At 70.0% G+C, this 18,879-nt stretch carries 15 protein-coding genes, 3 tRNA genes and 1 pseudogene; 9 read left to right on the plus strand and 10 right to left on the minus strand.

The features are described 5' to 3' along the window. Window positions 1-103: 103 nt before the first annotated feature. The 3 genes from G3I54_RS05970 to G3I54_RS05980 all read left to right on the plus strand — a co-directional run bounded on the left by G3I54_RS05970 (window position 104) and on the right by G3I54_RS05980 (window position 4,681). Entirely contained in the window at window positions 104-1,363 is a 1,260-nt protein-coding gene (locus G3I54_RS05970) for an FAD-dependent oxidoreductase (protein WP_164611860.1), read from the plus strand. Between the two features lie 94 nt (window positions 1,364-1,457). Beyond that, window positions 1,458-3,386, plus strand: coding sequence for a DNA primase (gene dnaG / locus G3I54_RS05975; RefSeq protein WP_164611862.1), 1,929 nt, complete (start codon window positions 1,458-1,460; stop codon window positions 3,384-3,386). Window positions 3,387-3,592: 206 nt separating this feature from the next. After that, complete coding sequence (locus G3I54_RS05980; protein WP_164611924.1) at window positions 3,593-4,681, plus strand: RNA polymerase sigma factor; 1,089 nt, start codon at window positions 3,593-3,595, stop codon at window positions 4,679-4,681. 18 nt (window positions 4,682-4,699) lie between these two features. Here G3I54_RS05980 and G3I54_RS05985 read toward each other — a convergent pair whose 3' ends face one another. The 4 genes from G3I54_RS05985 to G3I54_RS06000 form a co-directional block, all read right to left on the minus strand. Next, entirely contained in the window at window positions 4,700-6,628 is a 1,929-nt protein-coding gene (locus G3I54_RS05985) for an ABC transporter ATP-binding protein (RefSeq protein WP_164611864.1), read from the minus strand. Next, window positions 6,628-8,361: an ABC transporter ATP-binding protein gene (locus tag G3I54_RS05990; RefSeq protein WP_164611866.1), complete on the minus strand. Its 1,734-nt coding sequence runs from the start codon at window positions 8,359-8,361 to the stop codon at window positions 6,628-6,630. The genes G3I54_RS05985 and G3I54_RS05990 overlap by 1 nt, the downstream gene beginning before the upstream one ends. A gap of 178 nt (window positions 8,362-8,539) precedes the next feature. Next, window positions 8,540-9,991 (minus strand): FGGY family carbohydrate kinase, encoded by a 1,452-nt coding sequence (locus G3I54_RS05995; protein ID WP_164611867.1) that lies wholly within the window; start codon window positions 9,989-9,991, stop codon window positions 8,540-8,542. Window positions 9,992-10,057: 66 nt separating this feature from the next. Continuing rightward, window positions 10,058-10,366 (minus strand): hypothetical protein, encoded by a 309-nt coding sequence (locus tag G3I54_RS06000; protein ID WP_030078067.1) that lies wholly within the window; start codon window positions 10,364-10,366, stop codon window positions 10,058-10,060. A 182-nt stretch (window positions 10,367-10,548) separates the two neighbouring features. Between G3I54_RS06000 and G3I54_RS06005 the strand changes: the two genes are divergently transcribed. The 3 genes from G3I54_RS06005 (at window position 10,549) to G3I54_RS06015 (ending at window position 11,018) form a co-directional block, all read left to right on the plus strand. Then, window positions 10,549-10,621 (plus strand) — tRNA-Asn (locus G3I54_RS06005). 5 nt (window positions 10,622-10,626) lie between these two features. Beyond that, window positions 10,627-10,699, plus strand: a tRNA-Asn gene (locus tag G3I54_RS06010). 245 nt (window positions 10,700-10,944) lie between these two features. After that, a tRNA-Ile gene (locus G3I54_RS06015) sits at window positions 10,945-11,018 on the plus strand. 229 nt (window positions 11,019-11,247) lie between these two features. Here the strand turns inward: G3I54_RS06015 and G3I54_RS06020 are convergent. From G3I54_RS06020 to G3I54_RS06030, 3 genes are all read right to left on the minus strand, one after another. Beyond that, a complete protein-coding gene (locus tag G3I54_RS06020) occupies window positions 11,248-12,138 on the minus strand; it encodes an alpha/beta fold hydrolase (RefSeq protein WP_164611869.1) in 891 nt (296 codons plus the stop codon). Window positions 12,139-12,253: 115 nt separating this feature from the next. After that, the gene (locus tag G3I54_RS06025) at window positions 12,254-12,832 is read right to left on the minus strand and encodes a TetR/AcrR family transcriptional regulator (protein ID WP_164611872.1); all 579 of its coding nucleotides are present in this window, start codon (window positions 12,830-12,832) and stop codon (window positions 12,254-12,256) included. A 74-nt stretch (window positions 12,833-12,906) separates the two neighbouring features. After that, complete coding sequence (locus G3I54_RS06030) at window positions 12,907-13,380, minus strand: MarR family transcriptional regulator (RefSeq protein ID WP_164611874.1); 474 nt, start codon at window positions 13,378-13,380, stop codon at window positions 12,907-12,909. 83 nt (window positions 13,381-13,463) lie between these two features. Between G3I54_RS06030 and G3I54_RS06035 the strand changes: the two genes are divergently transcribed. Further along, complete coding sequence (locus G3I54_RS06035; protein ID WP_164611876.1) at window positions 13,464-14,354, plus strand: alpha/beta hydrolase; 891 nt, start codon at window positions 13,464-13,466, stop codon at window positions 14,352-14,354. Between the two features lie 13 nt (window positions 14,355-14,367). Here the strand turns inward: G3I54_RS06035 and G3I54_RS39315 are convergent. Both G3I54_RS39315 and G3I54_RS06040 read right to left on the minus strand, forming a co-directional pair. Next, window positions 14,368-14,487, minus strand: a pseudogene (locus G3I54_RS39315) (RNA polymerase subunit sigma-70); the annotation flags it as partial. Window positions 14,488-14,589: 102 nt separating this feature from the next. Continuing rightward, window positions 14,590-15,405, minus strand: a complete 816-nt coding sequence (locus G3I54_RS06040; RefSeq protein WP_164611878.1) for a helix-turn-helix transcriptional regulator — start codon at window positions 15,403-15,405, stop codon at window positions 14,590-14,592. Window positions 15,406-15,507: 102 nt separating this feature from the next. Between G3I54_RS06040 and G3I54_RS06045 the strand changes: the two genes are divergently transcribed. Both G3I54_RS06045 and G3I54_RS06050 read left to right on the plus strand, forming a co-directional pair. Next, window positions 15,508-16,341: an SDR family oxidoreductase gene (locus G3I54_RS06045; protein ID WP_203685570.1), complete on the plus strand. Its 834-nt coding sequence runs from the start codon at window positions 15,508-15,510 to the stop codon at window positions 16,339-16,341. 64 nt (window positions 16,342-16,405) lie between these two features. After that, window positions 16,406-17,908, plus strand: coding sequence for a carboxylesterase family protein (locus tag G3I54_RS06050; RefSeq protein WP_164611880.1), 1,503 nt, complete (start codon window positions 16,406-16,408; stop codon window positions 17,906-17,908). A 45-nt stretch (window positions 17,909-17,953) separates the two neighbouring features. Here G3I54_RS06050 and G3I54_RS06055 read toward each other — a convergent pair whose 3' ends face one another. Then, a complete protein-coding gene (locus tag G3I54_RS06055; protein WP_164611882.1) occupies window positions 17,954-18,565 on the minus strand; it encodes a TetR/AcrR family transcriptional regulator in 612 nt (203 codons plus the stop codon). Window positions 18,566-18,879: the final 314 nt, after the last annotated feature.

An 18,879-nucleotide genomic window follows, 5' to 3' on the forward strand; every position in this document is an offset into this window, starting at 1 on the left:
CTGGGTGTGACCTGTCCGGGGCACACCCTCTTTCGCCATCACGCTGCGTGCGGGACGCTCGCAGCTGGGGGCGCCGCGCAGCACAGCACTGAGGAGGCATCAAGTGGTCGACGCACACCAGACGTTCGTCATCGTCGGAGCAGGACTCGCAGGGGCGAAGGCGGCCGAAACACTGCGCGCCGAAGGGTTCACCGGCCGGGTGATCCTCATCGGCGACGAGCGCGACCACCCCTACGAACGACCGCCGCTCTCCAAGGGCTACCTGGACGGCAAGGCCGAACGCGACAGCGTCTTCACCCACGAACGCCCCTGGTACGCGGGCGCCGACATCGAACTGCACCTCGGCCAGCCGGTCACCGCGCTCGACCGGTACGCCAGGACCGTGCAGCTCGGCGACAACACCGTCATCCACTACGACAAGCTGCTGCTGGCCACCGGCTCCGAACCCCGCCGCCTGGACATCCCCGGCACCGACCTGGCCGGCGTCCACCACCTGCGCCGCCTCGCCCACGCCGACCGGCTGCGCAACGTGCTCGCCGCCCTCGGCCGCGACAACGGCCACCTGGTCATCGCCGGAGCCGGCTGGATCGGCCTGGAGGTCGCCGCCGCCGCCCGGGGCTACGGTGCCGAGGTCACCGTCGTCGAGGCCGAGCCCACCCCGCTGCACCAGGTCATCGGCCCCGAGCTGGGCCAGATCTTCACCGAACTGCACAGCGCGCACGGCGTCCGCTTCCACTTCGGCGCCCGGCTCACCGAGATCACTGGCCAGGACGGCATGGTCTTCGCCGTCCGCACCGACGACGGCGAGGAGCACCTCGCCCACGACGTCCTCGCCGCGATCGGCGCCGCCCCGCGCTCCGCCCTCGCCGAGGCCGCCGGACTGGAGATGGCCGAGCGGGCGCACGGCGGCGGCATCGCCGTGGACGCCTCGCTGCGCACCTCCGACCCGCACATCTACGCCGCCGGGGACGTCGCCGCCGCCGTCCACCCGCTGCTGGGCGCCCGGCTGCGCGTCGAGCACTGGGCCAACGCCCTGAACGGCGGACCCGCCGCCGCCCGCGCCATGCTCGGCCAGGAGGTGACGTACGACCGCGTCCCGTACTTCTTCTCCGACCAGTACGACCTGGGCCTCGAATACTCCGGCTGGGCCCCGCCCGGCTCCTACGACGAGGTGATCATCCGGGGCGACGCCGGGAAGCGGGAGTTCATCGCGTTCTGGCTGAAGGACCGCCGCGTCCTGGCCGGGATGAACGTCAACGTGTGGGATGTCACCGAGACGGTCCAGGAACTGATCCGGGCCCGTCAGCAGCACGACCCGGAGGCCCTCGCCGACCCGTCGGTCCCGCTCGACTCCCTGCTCTGAGGCGTACGGCCGGGGCGCGGGCGGCCGAGGCCCGCGCCCCGGTCCGCAGCCCGCCGCGGGTCCGACTGTCCGAGCCCACCCGTAGACTTCATGCGTGGCTGGCAGGATCAATGACGACGACGTGAAGGCGGTACGGGACGCGGTCCCGATCGACTCCGTCGTGTCCGAATACCTCCAGCTGCGCAACGCGGGCGGCGGAAACCTCAAAGGCCTCTGCCCCTTCCACGACGAGAAGTCCCCCTCCTTCCAGGTCAGCCCCGGCAAGGGCCTGTTCCACTGCTTCGGCTGCCAGGAGGGCGGCGACACGATCGCCTTCGTGATGAAGATCGATCACCTCTCCTTCTCGGAGACGGTCGAGCGCCTCGCCGCCAAGGCGGGCATCACCCTGCGGTACGAGGAGGGCGGCTACAACCCCTCCCACCAGCGCGGCGAACGCATCCGGCTGATCGAGGCCCACCAGGCGGCCGCCGAGTTCTACGTCCGCGCGCTGGAGAGCCCCGAGGCCGAGATCGGCCGGAAGTTCCTCGCCGAGCGCGGCTTCGACCAGGACGCCGCCGCCCACTTCCGCGTCGGCTACAGCCCGGCCGGCTGGGACCACCTCACCCGCTATCTGCGCGGCAAGGGCTTCAGCGACAAGGAGCTGATCACCTCCGGGCTCTCCCAGGACGGCCGCCGCGGTCCCATCGACCGCTTCCGCGGCCGGCTGATGTGGCCGATCAGCGACACCGCCGGGGAGATCGTCGGCTTCGGCGCCCGCAAGCTCCGCGACGACGACAACGGCCCGAAGTACCTGAACACCCCCGAGACCCCGATCTACAAGAAGTCCCAGGTGCTGTACGGCATCGACCTGGCCAAGAAGGACATCGCCAAGGCCAGCCGCGCCGTCGTCGTCGAGGGCTACACCGACGTCATGGCCTGCCACCTCGCCGGGGTCACCACCGCCATCGCCACCTGCGGCACCGCCTTCGGCAACGACCACATCAAGATCCTGCGCCGCCTCCTCATGGACAACGGCAGCGCCCGCGTGATCTTCACCTTCGACGGCGACTCGGCCGGCCAGAAGGCCGCCCTGCGCGCCTTCGAGGACGACCAGAAGTTCGCCGCCGAGACCTATATCGCCATCGCGCCGGACGGCATGGACCCCTGCGACCTGCGGCTCGCCAAGGGCGACGACGCCGTCCGCGACCTGGTCGAGCCGCGCACCCCGCTCTTCGAGTTCGCGCTGCGCCAGCTCGTCGGCCGGTACGACCTGGAGACCCCGGCCGGGCGCGCCGCGGCGCTCGACGAGGCCGCCGCCGTCGTCGCCAAGATCAAGACGAGCAGCGTGCAGCGCGAGGTCGCCGTCCAGCTCGCCGGGTTCGTCGGCATCCTGGACCAGGAGTTCGTCGTCCGCCGCGTCGCCCAGCTCGCCCGCTGGGCCCGCGACAAGGGCGGCGACGGGGAGCGCGGCGGACCCCAGGGCGCCCGCGGCGGACCCCGGGCCACCCGCGGCGGCGCCCCGCAGCAGGCCGCCCCCGCCCCCGGCTTCTCCGGCCCCGCGCTCAACCTCCGCAGCCCCGCCCACCGCACCGAGCGCGAGCTGCTCAAGCTCGCCCTTCAGAAGCCCGCCCTGGTCTCGCCGGCCTTCGACGCCTACGGCGTGGACGAGTTCACCGCCCCGCCCTACGCCGCCGTGCGCCGGTGCATCGAGGAGGCGGGCGGCGCAGAGAAGGGCCTCGCCGACAACCGCGAATATCTCGTCGCCGTCATGGACGCGGCCCCCGACAACACCGTCCGCAGTCTCGTCACCGAGCTCGCCGTCGAGGTCTTCATCGGCAAGACCATCGACGAGACCTACGCGGGCATGCAGCTCGTCCACGTCCGGCTGCGCGCCGTGGACCGCCGCATCAACGACGTACAGGGCAGCCTCGCCCGCCTCGGCAGCAACGTCGCCCCCCAGGACCTGGCCGCCGCGCAGAACGAGGTCTGGGTGCTCCAGCAGTACGCCCAGTCCCTCCGCGCCCACGGCGCCGCCGCGCTCTGAGACGGCCATGGGCCCGGCCTGGCCGGTAACCACCCGGTGACGGACCGGAATCAGAAAGTCCTCGCACGCCCCTCGTGACAGTCGTGTGTCGTACCCCACACTGGGGAATGTCTGAGTCATCGGAGCACGCCGGTTCGCGGGGAACACCCGGGGCCGGGCAGACCTCCACCCCGTCATCCGGCAGCGATCACCTGGAGGTCGCCCCCGTGCAGACCCGGACCGTGACGACCACGACCGAGCCCATCGCGGCCATCCCGGCGCAGAACAGGGCCCTGCACCACCCGGAGACCACAGCCGGCCCGCCCGGACACGCACCCGAGGCAGTCATGGTGGAAGCGACGCATCTCCCCGACCCCCCGGAGCCGCGGAACCGGGGGGTCGGGGACCCCACCTCCGACCTGTTCCGGCAGTATCTGCGCGAGATCGGCCGCGTACCGCTGCTCACCGCCGCCGAGGAGGTCGAGCTCGCCCGCCGCGTCGAGGCCGGCCTCTTCGCCGAGGAACGCCTCGCGGGCACCCCCGACCTCGACTCCCGCCTCGCCGGGGACCTGGACCGCCTGGTGGTGATGGGCCGCACGGCCAAACGCCGCCTCATCGAGGCCAACCTCCGCCTCGTCGTCTCCGTCGCCAAGCGCTATGTGGGCCGCGGGCTGACCATGCTCGACCTGGTCCAGGAGGGGAACCTCGGACTGATCCGGGCCGTGGAGAAGTTCGACTACGCCCGGGGCTACAAGTTCTCCACCTACGCCACCTGGTGGATCCGCCAGGCCATGTCCCGCGCGCTGGCCGACCAGGCCCGCACCATCCGCGTCCCGGTCCATGTCGTGGAACTGATCAACCGCGTCGTGCGGGTCCAGCGCCGGCTCCTCCAGGAACGCGGCATCGAGCCGACCGCCGAGGACATCGCCGTCGAGCTGGACCTGACCCCCGAGCGGGTCACCGAAGTCCTCCGCCTGGCCCAGGAGCCGGTCTCCCTGCACGCCCCCGTGGGCGAGGAGGACGACGTCTCCTTCGGCGATCTCATCGAGGACGGCGACGCCACCTCACCCGTCGAGTCCGCCGCCTTCCTGCTGCTGCGCGAACACCTGGAGGCGGTGCTCTCCACCCTCGGCGAACGCGAACGCAAGGTCGTACAGCTGCGGTACGGCCTGGAGGACGGGCGGCCCCGCACCCTGGAGGAGATCGGCCGGATCTTCGGCGTGACACGCGAACGCATCCGCCAGATCGAGTCCAAGACCCTCAGCAGGCTGCGGGACCACGCCTTCGCCGACCAGCTCCGCGGCTACCTCGACTGATCCACCCGGCCGGAACGCTCAGTCCACCTCGGCCAGCGCCTCCGCGAACTGGGCGGCGTACAACCGGGCATAAGCGCCCCCGGCCGCCAACAGCTCCTCGTGCGTGCCCTGTTCGACGATCGAGCCGCTCTCCATCACCAGGATCACGTCCGCGTCCCGGATCGTGGAGAGCCGGTGCGCGATCACGAACGACGTACGCCCGTGGGCGAGGCGCGCCATCGCCTTCTGGATCAGCACCTCGGTCCGGGTGTCCACCGAACTCGTCGCCTCGTCGAGGACCAGGATCACCGGGTCGGACAGGAACGCCCGCGCGATGGTGATCAGCTGCTTCTCGCCCGCGCTGACCCCGGAGCCCTCGTCGTCGATCACCGAGTCGTACCCGTCGGGCAGCGTCCGGATGAACCGGTCGGCATGCGCCGCCCGGGCCGCCTCCTCGATCTCCTCCCGGGTGACCTCGCGCGAAGCGCCGTACGCGATGTTCTCGGCTATAGAGCCGCCGAACAGCCAGGTGTCCTGGAGCACCATGCCGATGGAGGACCGCAGATCGTCCCGGGACATCTTCGCCACATCGACCCCGTCGAGCGCGATCCGCCCGCCGGTCACCTCGTAGAACCGCATCAGCAGGTTGACCAGCGTCGTCTTGCCCGCCCCGGTCGGACCGACGATCGCGACGGTCTGCCCCGGCTCCACGCTCAGCGACAGATCCTCGATCAGCGGCTTCTCCGGCTCGTAGCGGAAGGACACCTTCTCCAGCGAGACCCGGCCGGCCGGCCGCTCCGGGCGCTCACCGTGCTCCGGGTCCGCGTCCTGCTCCTCGGCGTCCAGCAGCTCGAAGACCCGCTCCGCCGACGCGATGCCGGACTGGACGAGGTTGGCCATCGAGGCGACTTGCGTCAGTGGCATCGAGAACTGCCGCGAGTACTGGATGAACGCCTGGACGTCACCGATCGACAGCGCGCCCGAGGCGACCCGGAGCCCGCCGACCACCGCGACCAGCACGTAGTTGAGGTTGGAGATGAAGAACATCAGCGGCTGCATGAGCCCGCTGGCGAACTGGGCCTTGAAGCCCGCCTCGTACAGCGCCTCGTTCTGCTCCGCGAAGTCCCGCGCGGACTCCCGCTGCCGGCCGAAGACCTTCACCAGGTTGTGCCCGGTGTACATCTCCTCGATATGGGCGTTGAGCGTGCCCGTCACCCGCCACTGCCGCACGAACTGCGGCTGCGACCGCTTGCCGACCTGCGTCGCCACGACCACCGACAGCGGGACCGTCACCAGCGCGACCAGCGCCAGCAGCGGCGAGATCCAGAACATCACGATCAGCACGCCGACGATGGTCAGCAGCGAGTTGATGAGCTGGCCCATCGTCTGCTGGAGCGTCTGCGAGATGTTGTCGATGTCGTTCGTCGCCCGGCTCAGCACCTCACCGCGCTTGGCTCGGTCGAAGTACGACAACGGCAGCCGTGCCAGCTTCGTCTGGAGGTCCTCACGCAACTGGAACACGATCCGGTTGATCACCCGGATCGACAGCCGCGTCGCCACCAGCATCAGCAGCCCGGCCCCGACATAGACCGCCAGGGCCAGCAGCAGGACGTTCCCCACCGCCCCGAAGTCGATGCCCTCGCCCGGGGTGAAGCCCACCGCCGAGAGCATGTCGGCCATGGAGCCGCGGCCCTCCTCGCGCAGCCCCTCGATCGCCTGCGCCTTCGTCGTGCCCTCGGGCATGCCGCGCCCGATCACACCGGCGAAGATCAGGTCGGTCGCCTTGCCGAGGATCTTCGGCCCGGCCACCGAGAGACCGACGCTCACCGCCACCGCGGCCAGCATCAGCCACAGCGAGGACTTCTCCCGGCCGAACCGCTTCAGCAGCCGCTTGCTCGACCCCTTGAAATCCATCGACCGGTCGGTGGGCGCGCCCCCGGCCATCATCCGTCCGCCCGGACCGGCCATTAGGCGGCCTCCGCTTCCGTCAGCTGGGAGAGCACGATCTCCCGGTACGTTTCATTGCCGTCCATCAGCTCGTGATGGGTTCCGGACCCCACGAGCCGGCCCTCGTCCAGCACCAGGATCCGGTCCGCGTCACGGATGGTGGACACCCGCTGCGCCACGATCACCACGGTCGCCCCGGCCGTCTCCCGCCCCAGCGCCGCCCGCAGCGCCGCGTCGGTCGCGTAGTCCAGCGCCGAGAACGAGTCGTCGAACAGATAGATCTCCGGGCGCTGCACCAGCGTCCGCGCGATCGCCAGCCGCTGCCGCTGACCGCCCGACACATTGGTGCCGCCCTGCGCGATCGGCGCGTCCAGCCCGTGCTCCAGCGCCTCCACGAACTCCTTCGCCTGCGCCACCTCCAGCGCGTGCCACAGCTCCTCGTCCGTGGCGTCCGGATTCCCGTACCGCAGGTTCGTCGCGACCGTCCCCGAGAAGAGGTACGGCTTCTGCGGCACCAGGGACACCGTCTTGGACAGCAGCACCGGATCCAGCGTCCGCACATCCTCGCCGTCGACCAGCACCACGCCGTCCGTCACATCGAACAGCCGGGGTACGAGCCCGAGCAGCGTGGACTTCCCGCTGCCCGTGGACCCGATGACCGCGGTGGTCTCCCCGGGCCGCGCCACCAGATCGACCGCCCGCAGCACCGGCTCCTCCGCACCCGGGTAGCGGAACTCCGCGCCGCGCACCTCCAGATGCCCGTGCCGCCGCAGCTCGGTGACCGGCGAGAGGGGCGGCACGACGCTCGACTCGGTCCCGAGGACCTCCTCGATGCGCTCGGCGCACACCTCGGCGCGCGGCACCATCATGAACATGAAGGTGGCCATCATCACGGCCATCACGATCTGCATCAGATAGGCGAGGAACGCGGTCAGCGCACCGATCTGCATCCCGCCGCTGTCGATCCGGTGCGCGCCGAACCACACCACCGCGACCGACGACAGGTTGACCACCGTCATCACGGTCGGGAACATCAGCGCCATCAGCCGCCCGGTCGCCACCGACACATCGGTCAGCTCGGTGTTCGCACCCCGGAACCGCTTCTCCTCGTACCCGTCCCGGACGAAGGCGCGGATGACCCGGTTGCCGGTGATCTGCTCGCGCAGCACCCGGTTCACGCTGTCCAGCCGCTCCTGCATGGTGCGGAACAGCGGCCCCATCTTCCGCACGATGAGGCCGACCGAGACCCCGAGCACCGGCACGACCGCCAGCAGCACGGCGGAGAGCGGCACATCCAGGCCGAGCGCCATGATGATGCCGCCGACGCACATGATCGGGGCCGACACCATCAGCGTGAACGCCAGCAGCACCACCATCTGGACCTGCTGGACGTCGTTGGTGGTCCGGGTGATCAGCGAGGGAGCCCCGAAGCGGCCCAGCTCACGGGCGGAGAAGGACTGCACCCGGTCGAAGACGGCGGCCCGCACATCACGCCCGAGAGCGGAGGCGGTGCGCGCCCCGTAATAGACGGCCCCCACATTGCAGAGGACCTGCAGAACGCTGACGGCGATCATGAGACCGCCGAACTCCAGGATGTAGCCGGTGTCGCCGGTGACGACACCGTTGTCGATGATGTCGGCGTTCAGGCTGGGCAGATACAGGGTGGCGCAGGTCTGGAGCAGCTGGAGACAGACCAGCAGCACGATGGGTTTCTTGTACGGGCCCAGATGGGCCCGCAGGAGTTTTATGAGCACGCGGGTCTCTCGGAATCGGCGGAAGGCAGAGGCCGACCCAGTTTCGCGTACGCCGTACTCCGAGAGCGAACCTTTTTCGCCAAGCCCGGGTCAAACCTGGAGCGCGCGGGAAAACCTGCGCGCTCCAGGGGGCGCGGCGGCGCGCTCGGGTGTCACGGACGCACGCCGACGCCCGCGCTCACTCCGGGTGGACGCCCCGGAAGGCCCCGGGGTGGATCTGGTCCCGGGTCGCCGCGTACTGCTGACGCACCGCACCGCCGACCGCCAGCTCGTCGCCGGGCTCCAGCACCTGGGCCGCCGCGCCCTGCCAGGCCGGGGGAGTGCGCGGGTCGAGGGAGCCCTGCGAGACCCCGAGCGCCCAGGCCGCCTGCCGGGCCGCGCCGATCGCCGCGTACTGGGCGGGCTGCGGCACCACGACCTGGGTGCCGAACACCGCCGGAGCCAGCGCCTGCACGGCGGGCAGCTCGGCTGCGGCGCCGAGCAGAAAGACGCGCCGCACCTCGACACCCCGCCCGCGCAGTACGTCGAGGGCGTCGGCCAGCGAGCACAGCATCCCCTCGAACGAGGCCCGCGCCAGATGCTCGGGCTTCATCGACTCACGCCGCAGCCCGCTCAGGGTGCCGGCGGTGTGCGGAAGCTGCGGGGTGCGCTCGCCTTCCAGGTAGGGGAGCAGCACGAGCCCCGAAGCGCCGGGCGTCGACTTCAAGGCGAGCGCGGACAACTCCTCAAGACCGTCCACGCCCAGCATCTCGGCGGTCCCCCGCAGCGCACGCACGGCGTTGGAGAGGTGGACGACCGGCAGATGCATCCCGGTGGCATCGGCGAACGAGGTGATCATGCCGCTCTGGTCGGCGAGCGCCTCGTGGTGCACCGCCATCACGGACCCGGAGGCCCCCAGCGACACCACCGCGTCGCCCACCGCGACCCCGAGCCCGAAGGCCGCAGCCATGGTCTCGCCGGTGCCCGCGGAGATCAGCAGCCCTTCCGGGGTCATCCCGGCGGAGTCGGAGGGCCCGAGCACCTCGGGCAGCGCGGCGGAGCGCCCGAGGGCGATCTCCACCAGGTCGGGCCGGTAGGAGGCGGACCCGGCCGACCAGTAGCCGGTGCCCGAGGCCGCGCCCCGGTCCGTGGTCCGCCGGGCGGGCCGGCCCAGCAACTGCCACACGAGCCAGTCGTGCGGCTGGAGCACGGCGGCCACCCGCTGGGCGTTCTCCGGTTCGGTCCGCGCCAGCCAGCGCAGCTTCGCCACCGGCTGCGCGGCGCTCGGCACGGCCCCGACGGCTTCCGCCCAGGCCTGCCGCCCGCCCAGCGCGTCGACGAGATCGGCCGCGGCGACCTGCGCCCGCCGGTCGTTGCCGAGCAGCGCGGGACGCACGAGATTGCCCTGCTGGTCCAGCGGCACGAGCCCGTGCTGCTGCGCGGAGACCCCGATGGCCTGCACGCCTTCGAGCAGCCCGCCGGAGGCCGCCTCGCCGAGCGAGAGCAGCCAGGCCTGCGGATCGACCTCGGTGGCCTTGGCCTCGACCGGGTGGGCGGCGTACCCCTCCCGGAGCACGGCGCCCGACTCCGTGTCGCAGACGACGATGTGAGTGAAGGCGGAAGAACTGTCCAACCCCGCGACTATGCCCATACGGAGATTCTGCCGCACCCCGCGACTTTCCCGTAACCGCCGCCGTGGGCCGCGGGACCCCGGGCTCTAGGTATTGGTGGTCCCCCAGTCGTCCTCGACGCCGCCGTTGTGGCTGCTGCGCTCGCGCAGCGACCGGACCCGCTCGGCGACGGACGCCGGCACCTTGTCCCCGACCTTGTCGCTGACCGAGTGGTACGCCTTGCCCGCGATGTCCCGCCCGCTGTGCGCGGCACTCTCGGCGGCGTTGCGCACGGCGGGGTTCTCCGCGAACTGCCGGGCCGACTTCTTCAACTGCTCGTAACGCTCGCGCCCGGCTCGCGTGCCGAGCACGTAACCGAGGGCCACTCCGGCGATGAACGTGAGCCGGTACCGCATGGCTGCCACCCTTCCTACGCTTGGTGCGACGTGTGCAGCCCGCCTACCCGCGAGCACCCGAGATCACCCCGGGCGATACCGATTGGCGGAGCACCCCCCTGCTTGCGCTAATGTATGTGTCGCAGCGAACGCGCGCCGCCCGGCAGCCGCCAGGCAGGTACGATTTCGAAGCAACGCAGCAATCCCCTGTAGCTCAATTGGCAGAGCAGCCGGCTGTTAACCGGCAGGTTACTGGTTCGAGTCCAGTCGGGGGAGCGCGATCCCCTGTAGCTCAATTGGCAGAGCATTCGGCTGTTAACCGGAGGGTTACTGGTTCGAGTCCAGTCGGGGGAGCGGAACGGAAGAGGACCCCTCGGGGTCCTCTTTCGCGTGTGGGCCAGGTGCGCACCGCGTGCCTTCCCGGGCCGCCCGAGGGGCTCCGGAGCCACTCTTTCGGGTCGCGTCGATCTCTCCTGCAACCGGGCAGCACGCAGCGCCGTCCTCAAGATCAGGCGAAGTCGACCATCCGAAGCGAGAGATCGTATGACCGGCTATGCTGCGGCAGACGGTGCGCACACTTGTACGCGCCACGCCGAAACGGGGCGGTAGCTCAGCCGGTTAGAGCAGCGGACTCATAATCCGTCGGCCGTGGGTTCGAGTCCCACCCGCCCCACTCTTCGGATCTCGTAGAGAACCGTTTCTACCTGCGGGAACGTAAAGCGGGGGCCACCACTCCAGAGTGGTGGCCCCCGTTCATTCGTTCGGACCAGGACGCCCGTCGCGTCGTCCCGGCCGAGGGCGGCCGCCTTGATCCGTCCGAGCGGACGGTCGTTGTGCCGAGCGCCCCGACTGGTCCCCCGGGGCGGTGGCCAGTTCCCTCACCCGACTCCTCCGTCACTCCGTCACCGGTCGGCGCGCTGCTCGGCCAGGAACGGGACCATCACCGCGGCCATCTCCTCCGGTACTTCCTCCGCCAGGTCGTGGCCGGCGTCGAAGACGTGTCCGGTGACATCGTGGGCCATGGAGCGCATCTGGGACTCGTTGCGCTCGCCGATGAACGCCGAGCCGCCGAGCGCCAGCACGGGGATTTCGAGGGGGTGCTGCGCGGCGCGACGGTTCTGCTCGGCGTCGACGAGCATCGCCCGGTAGATCGACAGCATCGCGCGGATGCCGCCGGGCATGGTGTAGCAGCGGACGTACTCCTCGACCGCGTCGGTGGTGGCGGTGTCGGGGTGGGTGCGCTCGCTCTTGATCATGTACGTGATCAGCTCGCGTTCATGTCCGGAGATCAGCATCTCGGGCACGTCGGGCTGGAAGTAGAAGCCGAGGTGCCACAGGTGCATCCCGCTGTCGACGTTCTCGGGGGTGAGGGCGGTGTGGTCCTCGAAACCGAATCCGGGGAAGAGCGCCTCGGCGAAGACGAGGGCGCGGACCCGGTCACGGTGACGGGCCGCGACCTGATAGCCGATCACCGCTCCCCAGTCCTCGCCCGCCACGGCGTACGTCTCATGGCCGAGGCGGGCCATCAGCTCGGCGATGTCGTCGCTCATCGTCGCGGAGTCGTAGCCGTCCGCGGGCCGGGCCGAGTCGCCCAGGCCACGCAGGTCCGGCACGACGACTGTGTGGTGGGGCGTCAGCTTCGGGACGAGGTGACGCCAGTGGTAGCCGGTCTTGGGCACCCCGTGCAGGAGCACCACCGCCGGGCCGGACCCGGCGGTGCGGTAGTGCAGGCTCGTTCCGTTGACGGACGCCCGCCCCGTACGCAGGGGCGCTCCCTCGTGGTCGAACATCATGTCTGTTCCAGCCTTCCTGGTGCGCTTCGCGTCACCCTGTCGTCCAGCTTTACTGGATCAGTTGATCCACTTTTTGGGCAGAAAGAAGCAGGCGTTCCGGATGGGGCGGGGCGGGTCAGTCGAGAGTGGACAACGCGACGTCCACGAGGGGTTCGAGCGCCCGGACGTCCGGCGTGATCTTCGAAGACACGAGCAGGCCATTGAGGAAGGTGACGAGGAACGCGGCGAGCGTGCGCGGGTCGTGCCGTGTCCCGATCTCACCCCGCTCCGCGCCGGCTCGCAGGGCTTCGATGAGCGCATCCTGGGTGGCGTCCTGTACGTCACGCACGATACGGCGCACGGGTGGCGCATCCGGCAGACGCTCGCAGGCGGCGTTCACGATCAGGCAGCCCCTGCCGTCATGCTCGACCGCGATACGGACCCTCTCCATCAGCAGCCCGCGAATCGCCGAGCGGGCGCCGTCCCCCTCCTTCAGGTCGCGCAGGGCGGCCGCCGCGAGAGTGGTCCGGTAGTGCTCCAGCGCGACCCGGTACAGACCTTCCTTGTCGCCGAACGCCGCGTACAGCGACCCCTGCCCGATACCCAGGTGCCGTGTCAGATCCCGCAGGGAAGTCCCTTCGTAGCCGTGGCTCCAGAACAGCTCCATGGCGCGGCTCGCCGCCGCCTCGGTGTCGAACTCCCGGGTTCTTCCCATATCAGCACCCTACCCCGATCTGGATCGACCGATCAAGAAAATGGATGCTGCGGGTCAGGCAGGCCCGAGAGGGCCTACGCGTCCAGGTTGCGCGCGGTCCAACCTGGCGAGTCGGGCCTGATCACGCCCTTCCCGACGAAGGGGCGAAGCGTCTCCTCAAGAGCGGACAGTGCTGCCGCACCCACCTGTTCCTCCCACTGCTCGCGCAGCTTGTTGAAGATGACTTGGCCCTCCTGCAGCATCGCGAGTCCGTGCTCGGTGACGTGAAGCCGGGTTCGCCGACGGTCGACCGGGTCGGGTTCGCGCTTCAGGAAGTCGCGTTCCTCCAGTACGGCGATCGTCTTCGCGGCCGCTTGCCTGGTCACCGACATCCTGCGGGCGAGTTCGGAAACGCTGTCCGCACCGGACAGGATCGAATGGAGGGCGAAGTCGTGCACCGGCCGTACGTCCTCGTATCCGAGTTCGGCGAGTTCGGCGGTGGCTCGGTCTGCGAAAGCGCGGAAGCCGGCGAGCAGGAGCAGGGCGAGGTCGGCACCTGATCTGGACATGCCGTCAGCATACGACCCTCTTGACATGCGCAACCTGGTTGCCTATCGTATGGGCAACCAGGTTGCCTATTTGGGAGCTTCTCATGACGACCATCACGCCCCCCGGGGCGACCCTCCCCGGCGTCACGCACCACCTCGCGGACGTCAATGGAACGCGACTCCACTATGTCTCCGCCGGGGCCACCGGCTCCCCGATCCTGCTGGTGCACGGCTGGCCGGAGACGTGGTGGGCGTTCCGCAAGCTGATTCCGCTGCTCGCCGAGACGCATCAGGTCTTCGCCCCGGACCTCCGAGGGTTCGGCGACTCGAGCAACGCCGACACCGAATACGGCGAGGGGGTCACGGCGGAGGACCTGCACCGTCTCGTCGAGCACATCGGCGCCGGCCCGGTCCACCTCCTGTGCCAGGACATCAGCGGCGGAGCGGCCTTCCGCTTCGCCGCACTGCATCCCGAGGACGTCATCAGCTTCACCGGGGTCGAGACGACCCTGGCCGGCTTCGGACTCGAAGCTCTTGCCGACGTGAACAACTTCGGCTCCTGGCACGTCGGCTTCCTCGGCGCTCCCGGCATCCCCGGGATGCTCCTCCAGGGCCATGAACGTGAATTCCTGGCCGACTGGGCGATTCCTCTGATGCACGGGACGGACGGTTCCATTACGGAGGGCGACATCGACGAATTCGTCCGCACCTATGCGCGCCCCAACGGCTGGCGCGGCACAGAGGGTCTCTACCAAGCACTCTTCGCCGACCAAGGGGCGACCAGGGCCTTGGCCGAATCGCATCCGATCGCCGTGCCGGTGCTCACGGTCGACGGGGCCAATCACCCCTTCACCGAGAACACCTTCCGCCAGGTGGTCACCGGCGAGATCACCGCGGTGCATCTCGACGGAGTGGGCCACTCCGTCGCACAGGAAGCCCCCGAGGCGCTCGCGGCCACGATCATGGACTTCACCAGGCGAATCGACGACAAGTAGCTCTACCCCCCTTGCGGTTGATGATCTCCGGCAGGTGGACCGGGACGCGGATGGTCCGGCTCTGGTCGGCAAGGGCCCGGGTGACGGCTTGTTCGATCCACCAGGCGGCGTAGCTGGAGAACGTGAAGCCTTGGCGCAAAGGAAGGTGTGCGGTGATCACCGCACCACCGTCCGATCGAGCGGGTTCAGGCAGGATGAAGCGAGAGGGAAACGGGCTTCATTCGTTCAGCCGACGTCACGAAGACGCGTCGAGGGATGCGAGCAGAGCCAGAGCATCGGCCGAGCTGGTGCCGGGCTCCGCGTGCAGGAGCATCATCTCCAGCCCGCCGGCCCCGACCACCTGGAACTTCTCGACCAGCAACTCCAGGGGACCGACCTGCGGATGCTGTATCCGGAACATGGCCTCGGCCGCGGAACGCACATCGTGGCGCGCCCACAGCTGACGGAACCGGTCGCTCTTCAGGGACATCTCCCCGATCAGAGCCTGCAGGCGCTCGTCGTCGGTCTGTGTGCCGACCGTGGCGCGCAGGTGGGCCACGGCGACGGCCGTGTAGTGCTCCCAGTCGGCGTGGTATTCCTGGAGCGCCTCGTCGGTGAAGAGGGCGCGCAGCCGGTTCGTCCCGGGCGCCAGCTCCGGTGACAGCGCCCGGGCCAGTCGGTTGGCGGCCAGGACGTCGCTGTACCGGTTGAAGACGAACGCGGGCACGTTGAGGGTCCGCAGGAGCATGTCGAGCCCCGAAGGCAGGCGCTCGTCGGGAAGGGCGGGGCCGCGGCGCGGTTTCGGGGCGGCGAGGGACAGCAGGTAGGCCGTGCCCTCCGTGTCCAGCTGGAGGACCTGGGCGAGCGCTTCGAGTACCTGGGCCGAGGGGTTGCGGTCGCGGCCCTGCTCCAGGCGCAGGTAGTACTCGGCGCTGATCCCGGCCAGCATGGCGACCTCCTCGCGGCGCAACCCGTTCACCCGGCGCAGCCCGTGCCCGGGTGACAGGCCCGCATCGGTGGGGGTGACCTGTTCGCGTCGTGCACGCAGGAAATCTCCGAGGGCATTGTCCACGATCGCAGGCTATGCGGTCGCCATCGATTCCGGGTGTCCCTGTCACTACCAGGAACACGGGGGCACTGGCAGCGCTGCTCGACGCCGGTGAAGCTCATCGACATGACGATGCGGACGTGGTTCATCACCGGTGTCAACGGCGGGTTCGGGCGTGAGCTGGCCGAGCAGCTCCTCTCTCGCGGCGACCGGGTCGCCGGAACGGTCCGGCGGGAGGGCTCGGTCGACGATCTGCGCGCCGAGTACGGCGACCGCTTCTGGGTCGGTCACCTCGACGTCACCGACCTGCTGCGGGTCCGCGCGGTCATGGACGCGGCCTTCGGAGACCTCGGCCGGATCGATGTCGTCGTGATCAACGCGGGTTACGGTCTGTTCGGCGCCGCCGAGGAGTTCACCGACGAGCAGGTCGTCCACCAGATCACCACCAACCTGCTCGGCTCGATCCAGACGGCGCGGGCCGCGCTGCCGCACCTGCGCGCCCAGGGCGGCGGCCGGGTGATCCAGATCTCCTCGGTCGCCGGGCTCGCCGCCCACGCCGGCGCCTCGCTCTACCACGCGAGCAAATGGGGTGTGGAGGGCTTCACGGAAGCACTCGCCCAGGAGGTCGCACCGTTCGGCATCGAGGTCACCCTCGTCGAGCCCGGAGGAGCGCGTACCTCCTTCAGCGGCAGCAGCCTCCAGCTGAGTGAACCCTTGGCCGCTTACGACGGGACGCCGGCCGCGATGGTGCGCGCCTTCCGGCACACCCGGATTCCGGTCCCCGGCGACCCGGTGAAGGTCGCGGCGAAGGTCATCGACAGCGCCGAGCAGAAGCCGGCCCCGATGAGGCTCGTGCTGGGCAGCGACTCCTACCAGGCAGGCACCGCCGCGCTGCGCAACCGGCTCGCCCAGGTCGAGCCCCAGCGGGCGAGCGCGGCCGAGACCGACGCCGACACCTGAGCGCAGCAGCGGCACGACCGCGTCGCGCGCGGCGGGACACCTCCTACCGAGTGGAGCCAACAGCATGGACACGATCGACGCCGAGACGACCGCGGGGACGGTCGGAGGAGAGCTGCGTGACGGGATCGCCGCGTTCAAGGGCATCCCCTACGCGGAGCCGCCGTTCGGCGCCAACGCGTTCAAGCCGCCCGTGCCGCGCGCTTCCTGGGAGGGCGTACGCGACTGCACCGCCTACGGGCCGGGCTGCCCCCAGCCGTCGTCGCCCATTTTCGGGGGCTTGAGCACCGGCGAGGACTTCCTGTCGGTCAACGTATGGGCGCCGGAGGGTGCGACCGGCCTGCCGGTGTTGTTCTGGATCCACGGCGGCGGCTTCCTCATGGGCTCGAACGCCGGCTCCGGCTCGGACGGGAGCACCTTCGCCCGCGACGGAGTGGTGCTCGTCAGCTGCAACTACCGGCTCGGCGCTTTCGGATTCCTGCACGCCGGGTACCTGGACGACGCCTACGCCGAGGGATCGGGGGCCTACGGGGTGGCCGACCAGATCGCCGCCCTGCGATGGACCCGCGAGAACATCGCGGCCTTCGGCGGCGACCCGGACAACATCACCGTCTTCGGCTCCTCGGCGGGCGGCACGTTCGTCGGCGAACTCCTCGGCTGCCCCTCCGCGCAGGGACTGTTCCAGCAGGCCGTCTGCCAAAGCGCCGCAGCAGCACCGCTGTTCGGCTTCCCCGCCCGTTACGCCGAGGCGACCGCCGAGGCCATGCTCGACAAACTCGGCGTACCCGCCCGTGACCTGCACACCGTCGACCCGGCAGGCATCCTGCGGGCGCAGACCGAGTTCATGGTCGAGAAGCAGCGCGGCGAACACCCCGCGTGCGGGCGCATGATCCCCTTCGTCCCGCTCACCGGCGGCGACCTGCTTCCACAGTCCCCGTACCAGGCCATCGCCGACGGCGTCGGGACGGACGTCGACCTGATGATCGGAACCAACCGCGACGAGTGCACCCTGTACGCGCTGATGGAGGAGATGGGCGCTGCTGAGACAGGCATGTCTCCCAGCGGCTGGGACGCCGGCCCGGCAGTGCGGCAGGCCATCCTCGACGTCTACGAACGGAGCCAGGAGCCGGGTTCCGCGATCACACCGCAGGTCTCGATGGACACCGACCGCGCCTTCCGTGTCCCCTCACTGCGTATCGCCGACGCCCACCACCGAGCAGGCGGAGCGACCCGCGTCTACCGGTTCGCATGGCGCAGCCCCGCCTTCGACGGACGCGTAGGAGCATCCCACGGCATGGAGGGCCCGTTCGTGTTCGACGACTTCTCCCTGCCGATCACCAGGACGCTGATCGGTGACGAGATGCCCCAGGACCTGCTCACCGCCGTGCACGGCTCCTGGGTCTCCTTCGCGACCACCGGCGACCCCGCCGCCACCGGTGTCATTCCTCTCTGGCCGACCCACGACCCGGACACGCGCCCCACGATGGTGTTCGACACCAGGACCACCGTCGCCGAAGACCCCGACGGTGAGCGCCGCGCCTGCTGGGACGGAATCGACCTGAGTCTCTGATCGCGATCCGGGGGCCGGACCGGCCGGTACGGCCGTGTCTGTGTGTCAGGGCCTGCATACCCGTTCGATCAAGTCCTGCCAGGCCGAGCCCAAGCTCTCCTCGATCTGAGGGCCGTTGGTCAAGGCATCGGCGGAAAGGTACAGCAGGAGCGGGCCGTCGAGCGCCGCGGTGAGCTGGATCGCGAGCAGGTCGAGGTCCGCACCGTCCAGGCTCAACTGGCGCAGGAGCATGCGGATGTGCATCTGTGACGCCGGTGTCCGGGGATTGCTCGGAAGAGGCTGCCGACCGTCGAGCGCGAATCTGGCGATCTCGGTGTTCTCGATCAGCAGGCGCACCCGTGCACGGCCGAAAGCAACCAGCCGTTCGACCGGCGGCGCACCGGGGCCGAGCGGCGGCGGCCCGGACATCACCCGCTCCTGCAAACCTCGCTCGATCTCGTCGAGCAGCGCCTGGAAGATGCCCGCCCGGGTGCCGAAACGCCGGAACACGGTGCCCTTGCCCAGGCCCGACCGCTCGGCCAACGCATCCATGGTCAGCTGATCGGGGCCGGACTCGGCCAGCATCTGGCGGGCAGTGGCCAGGAGGTGGACGCGATTGCGGGCCGCGTCCGCCCGTTCCGGCCGCGGCGCTCCCCAGCCCACCTGTAGCCCGTCCATGGCGGTGATCCTAACAGTCATCCCAGCATGCGGGGTATAGTCCGTTTTCCTCCTGGGTGTTCGCCGGTGTCGACACGGGCACCGATCCCGGTCGGCCGCCGATCGCGCCGCCGTCGATCGCCGCCGCCTTGTCGATCACCCAGGGCCGCGCTGAATGCCCTGGTCGGGACCCCTGAGTCGCCGAGCATGCGTGACGCGCGGCGCGTTCCCCCGCGCTGGGCGTCGACCCTCAGCCATTGCCCGTCCCTGCTAAGTGGGGTAAAGTCCGTTTACATCGACCGGATGGTTCCACGACTGTCGGCCGACGGGCAGAA

It is taken from the genome of Streptomyces sp. SID14515 (genome assembly GCF_010548505.1).
GTDB classification, from domain to species: Bacteria; Actinomycetota; Actinomycetes; order Streptomycetales; family Streptomycetaceae; genus Streptomyces; species Streptomyces caviscabies.

Bases quoted from the DNA above. Each gene is read 5' to 3' on its own strand.
- G3I54_RS05995 (WP_164611867.1), bottom strand. From the start codon at position 9,991: ATGGGCATAGTCGCGGGGTTGGACAGTTCTTCCGCCTTCACTCACATC.
- G3I54_RS06020 (WP_164611869.1), bottom strand. From the start codon at position 12,138: ATGATGTTCGACCACGAGGGAGCGCCCCTGCGTACGGGGCGGGCGTCC.
- G3I54_RS05985 (WP_164611864.1), bottom strand. From the start codon at position 6,628: ATGGCCGGTCCGGGCGGACGGATGATGGCCGGGGGCGCGCCCACCGAC.
- G3I54_RS06030 (WP_164611874.1), bottom strand. From the start codon at position 13,380: ATGTCCAGATCAGGTGCCGACCTCGCCCTGCTCCTGCTCGCCGGCTTC.
- G3I54_RS06000 (WP_030078067.1), bottom strand. From the start codon at position 10,366: ATGCGGTACCGGCTCACGTTCATCGCCGGAGTGGCCCTCGGTTACGTG.
- G3I54_RS06045 (WP_203685570.1), top strand. From the start codon at position 15,508: ATGACGATGCGGACGTGGTTCATCACCGGTGTCAACGGCGGGTTCGGG.
- G3I54_RS06025 (WP_164611872.1), bottom strand. From the start codon at position 12,832: ATGGGAAGAACCCGGGAGTTCGACACCGAGGCGGCGGCGAGCCGCGCC.
- G3I54_RS06050 (WP_164611880.1), top strand. From the start codon at position 16,406: ATGGACACGATCGACGCCGAGACGACCGCGGGGACGGTCGGAGGAGAG.
- G3I54_RS06055 (WP_164611882.1), bottom strand. From the start codon at position 18,565: ATGGACGGGCTACAGGTGGGCTGGGGAGCGCCGCGGCCGGAACGGGCG.
- G3I54_RS06035 (WP_164611876.1), top strand. From the start codon at position 13,464: ATGACGACCATCACGCCCCCCGGGGCGACCCTCCCCGGCGTCACGCAC.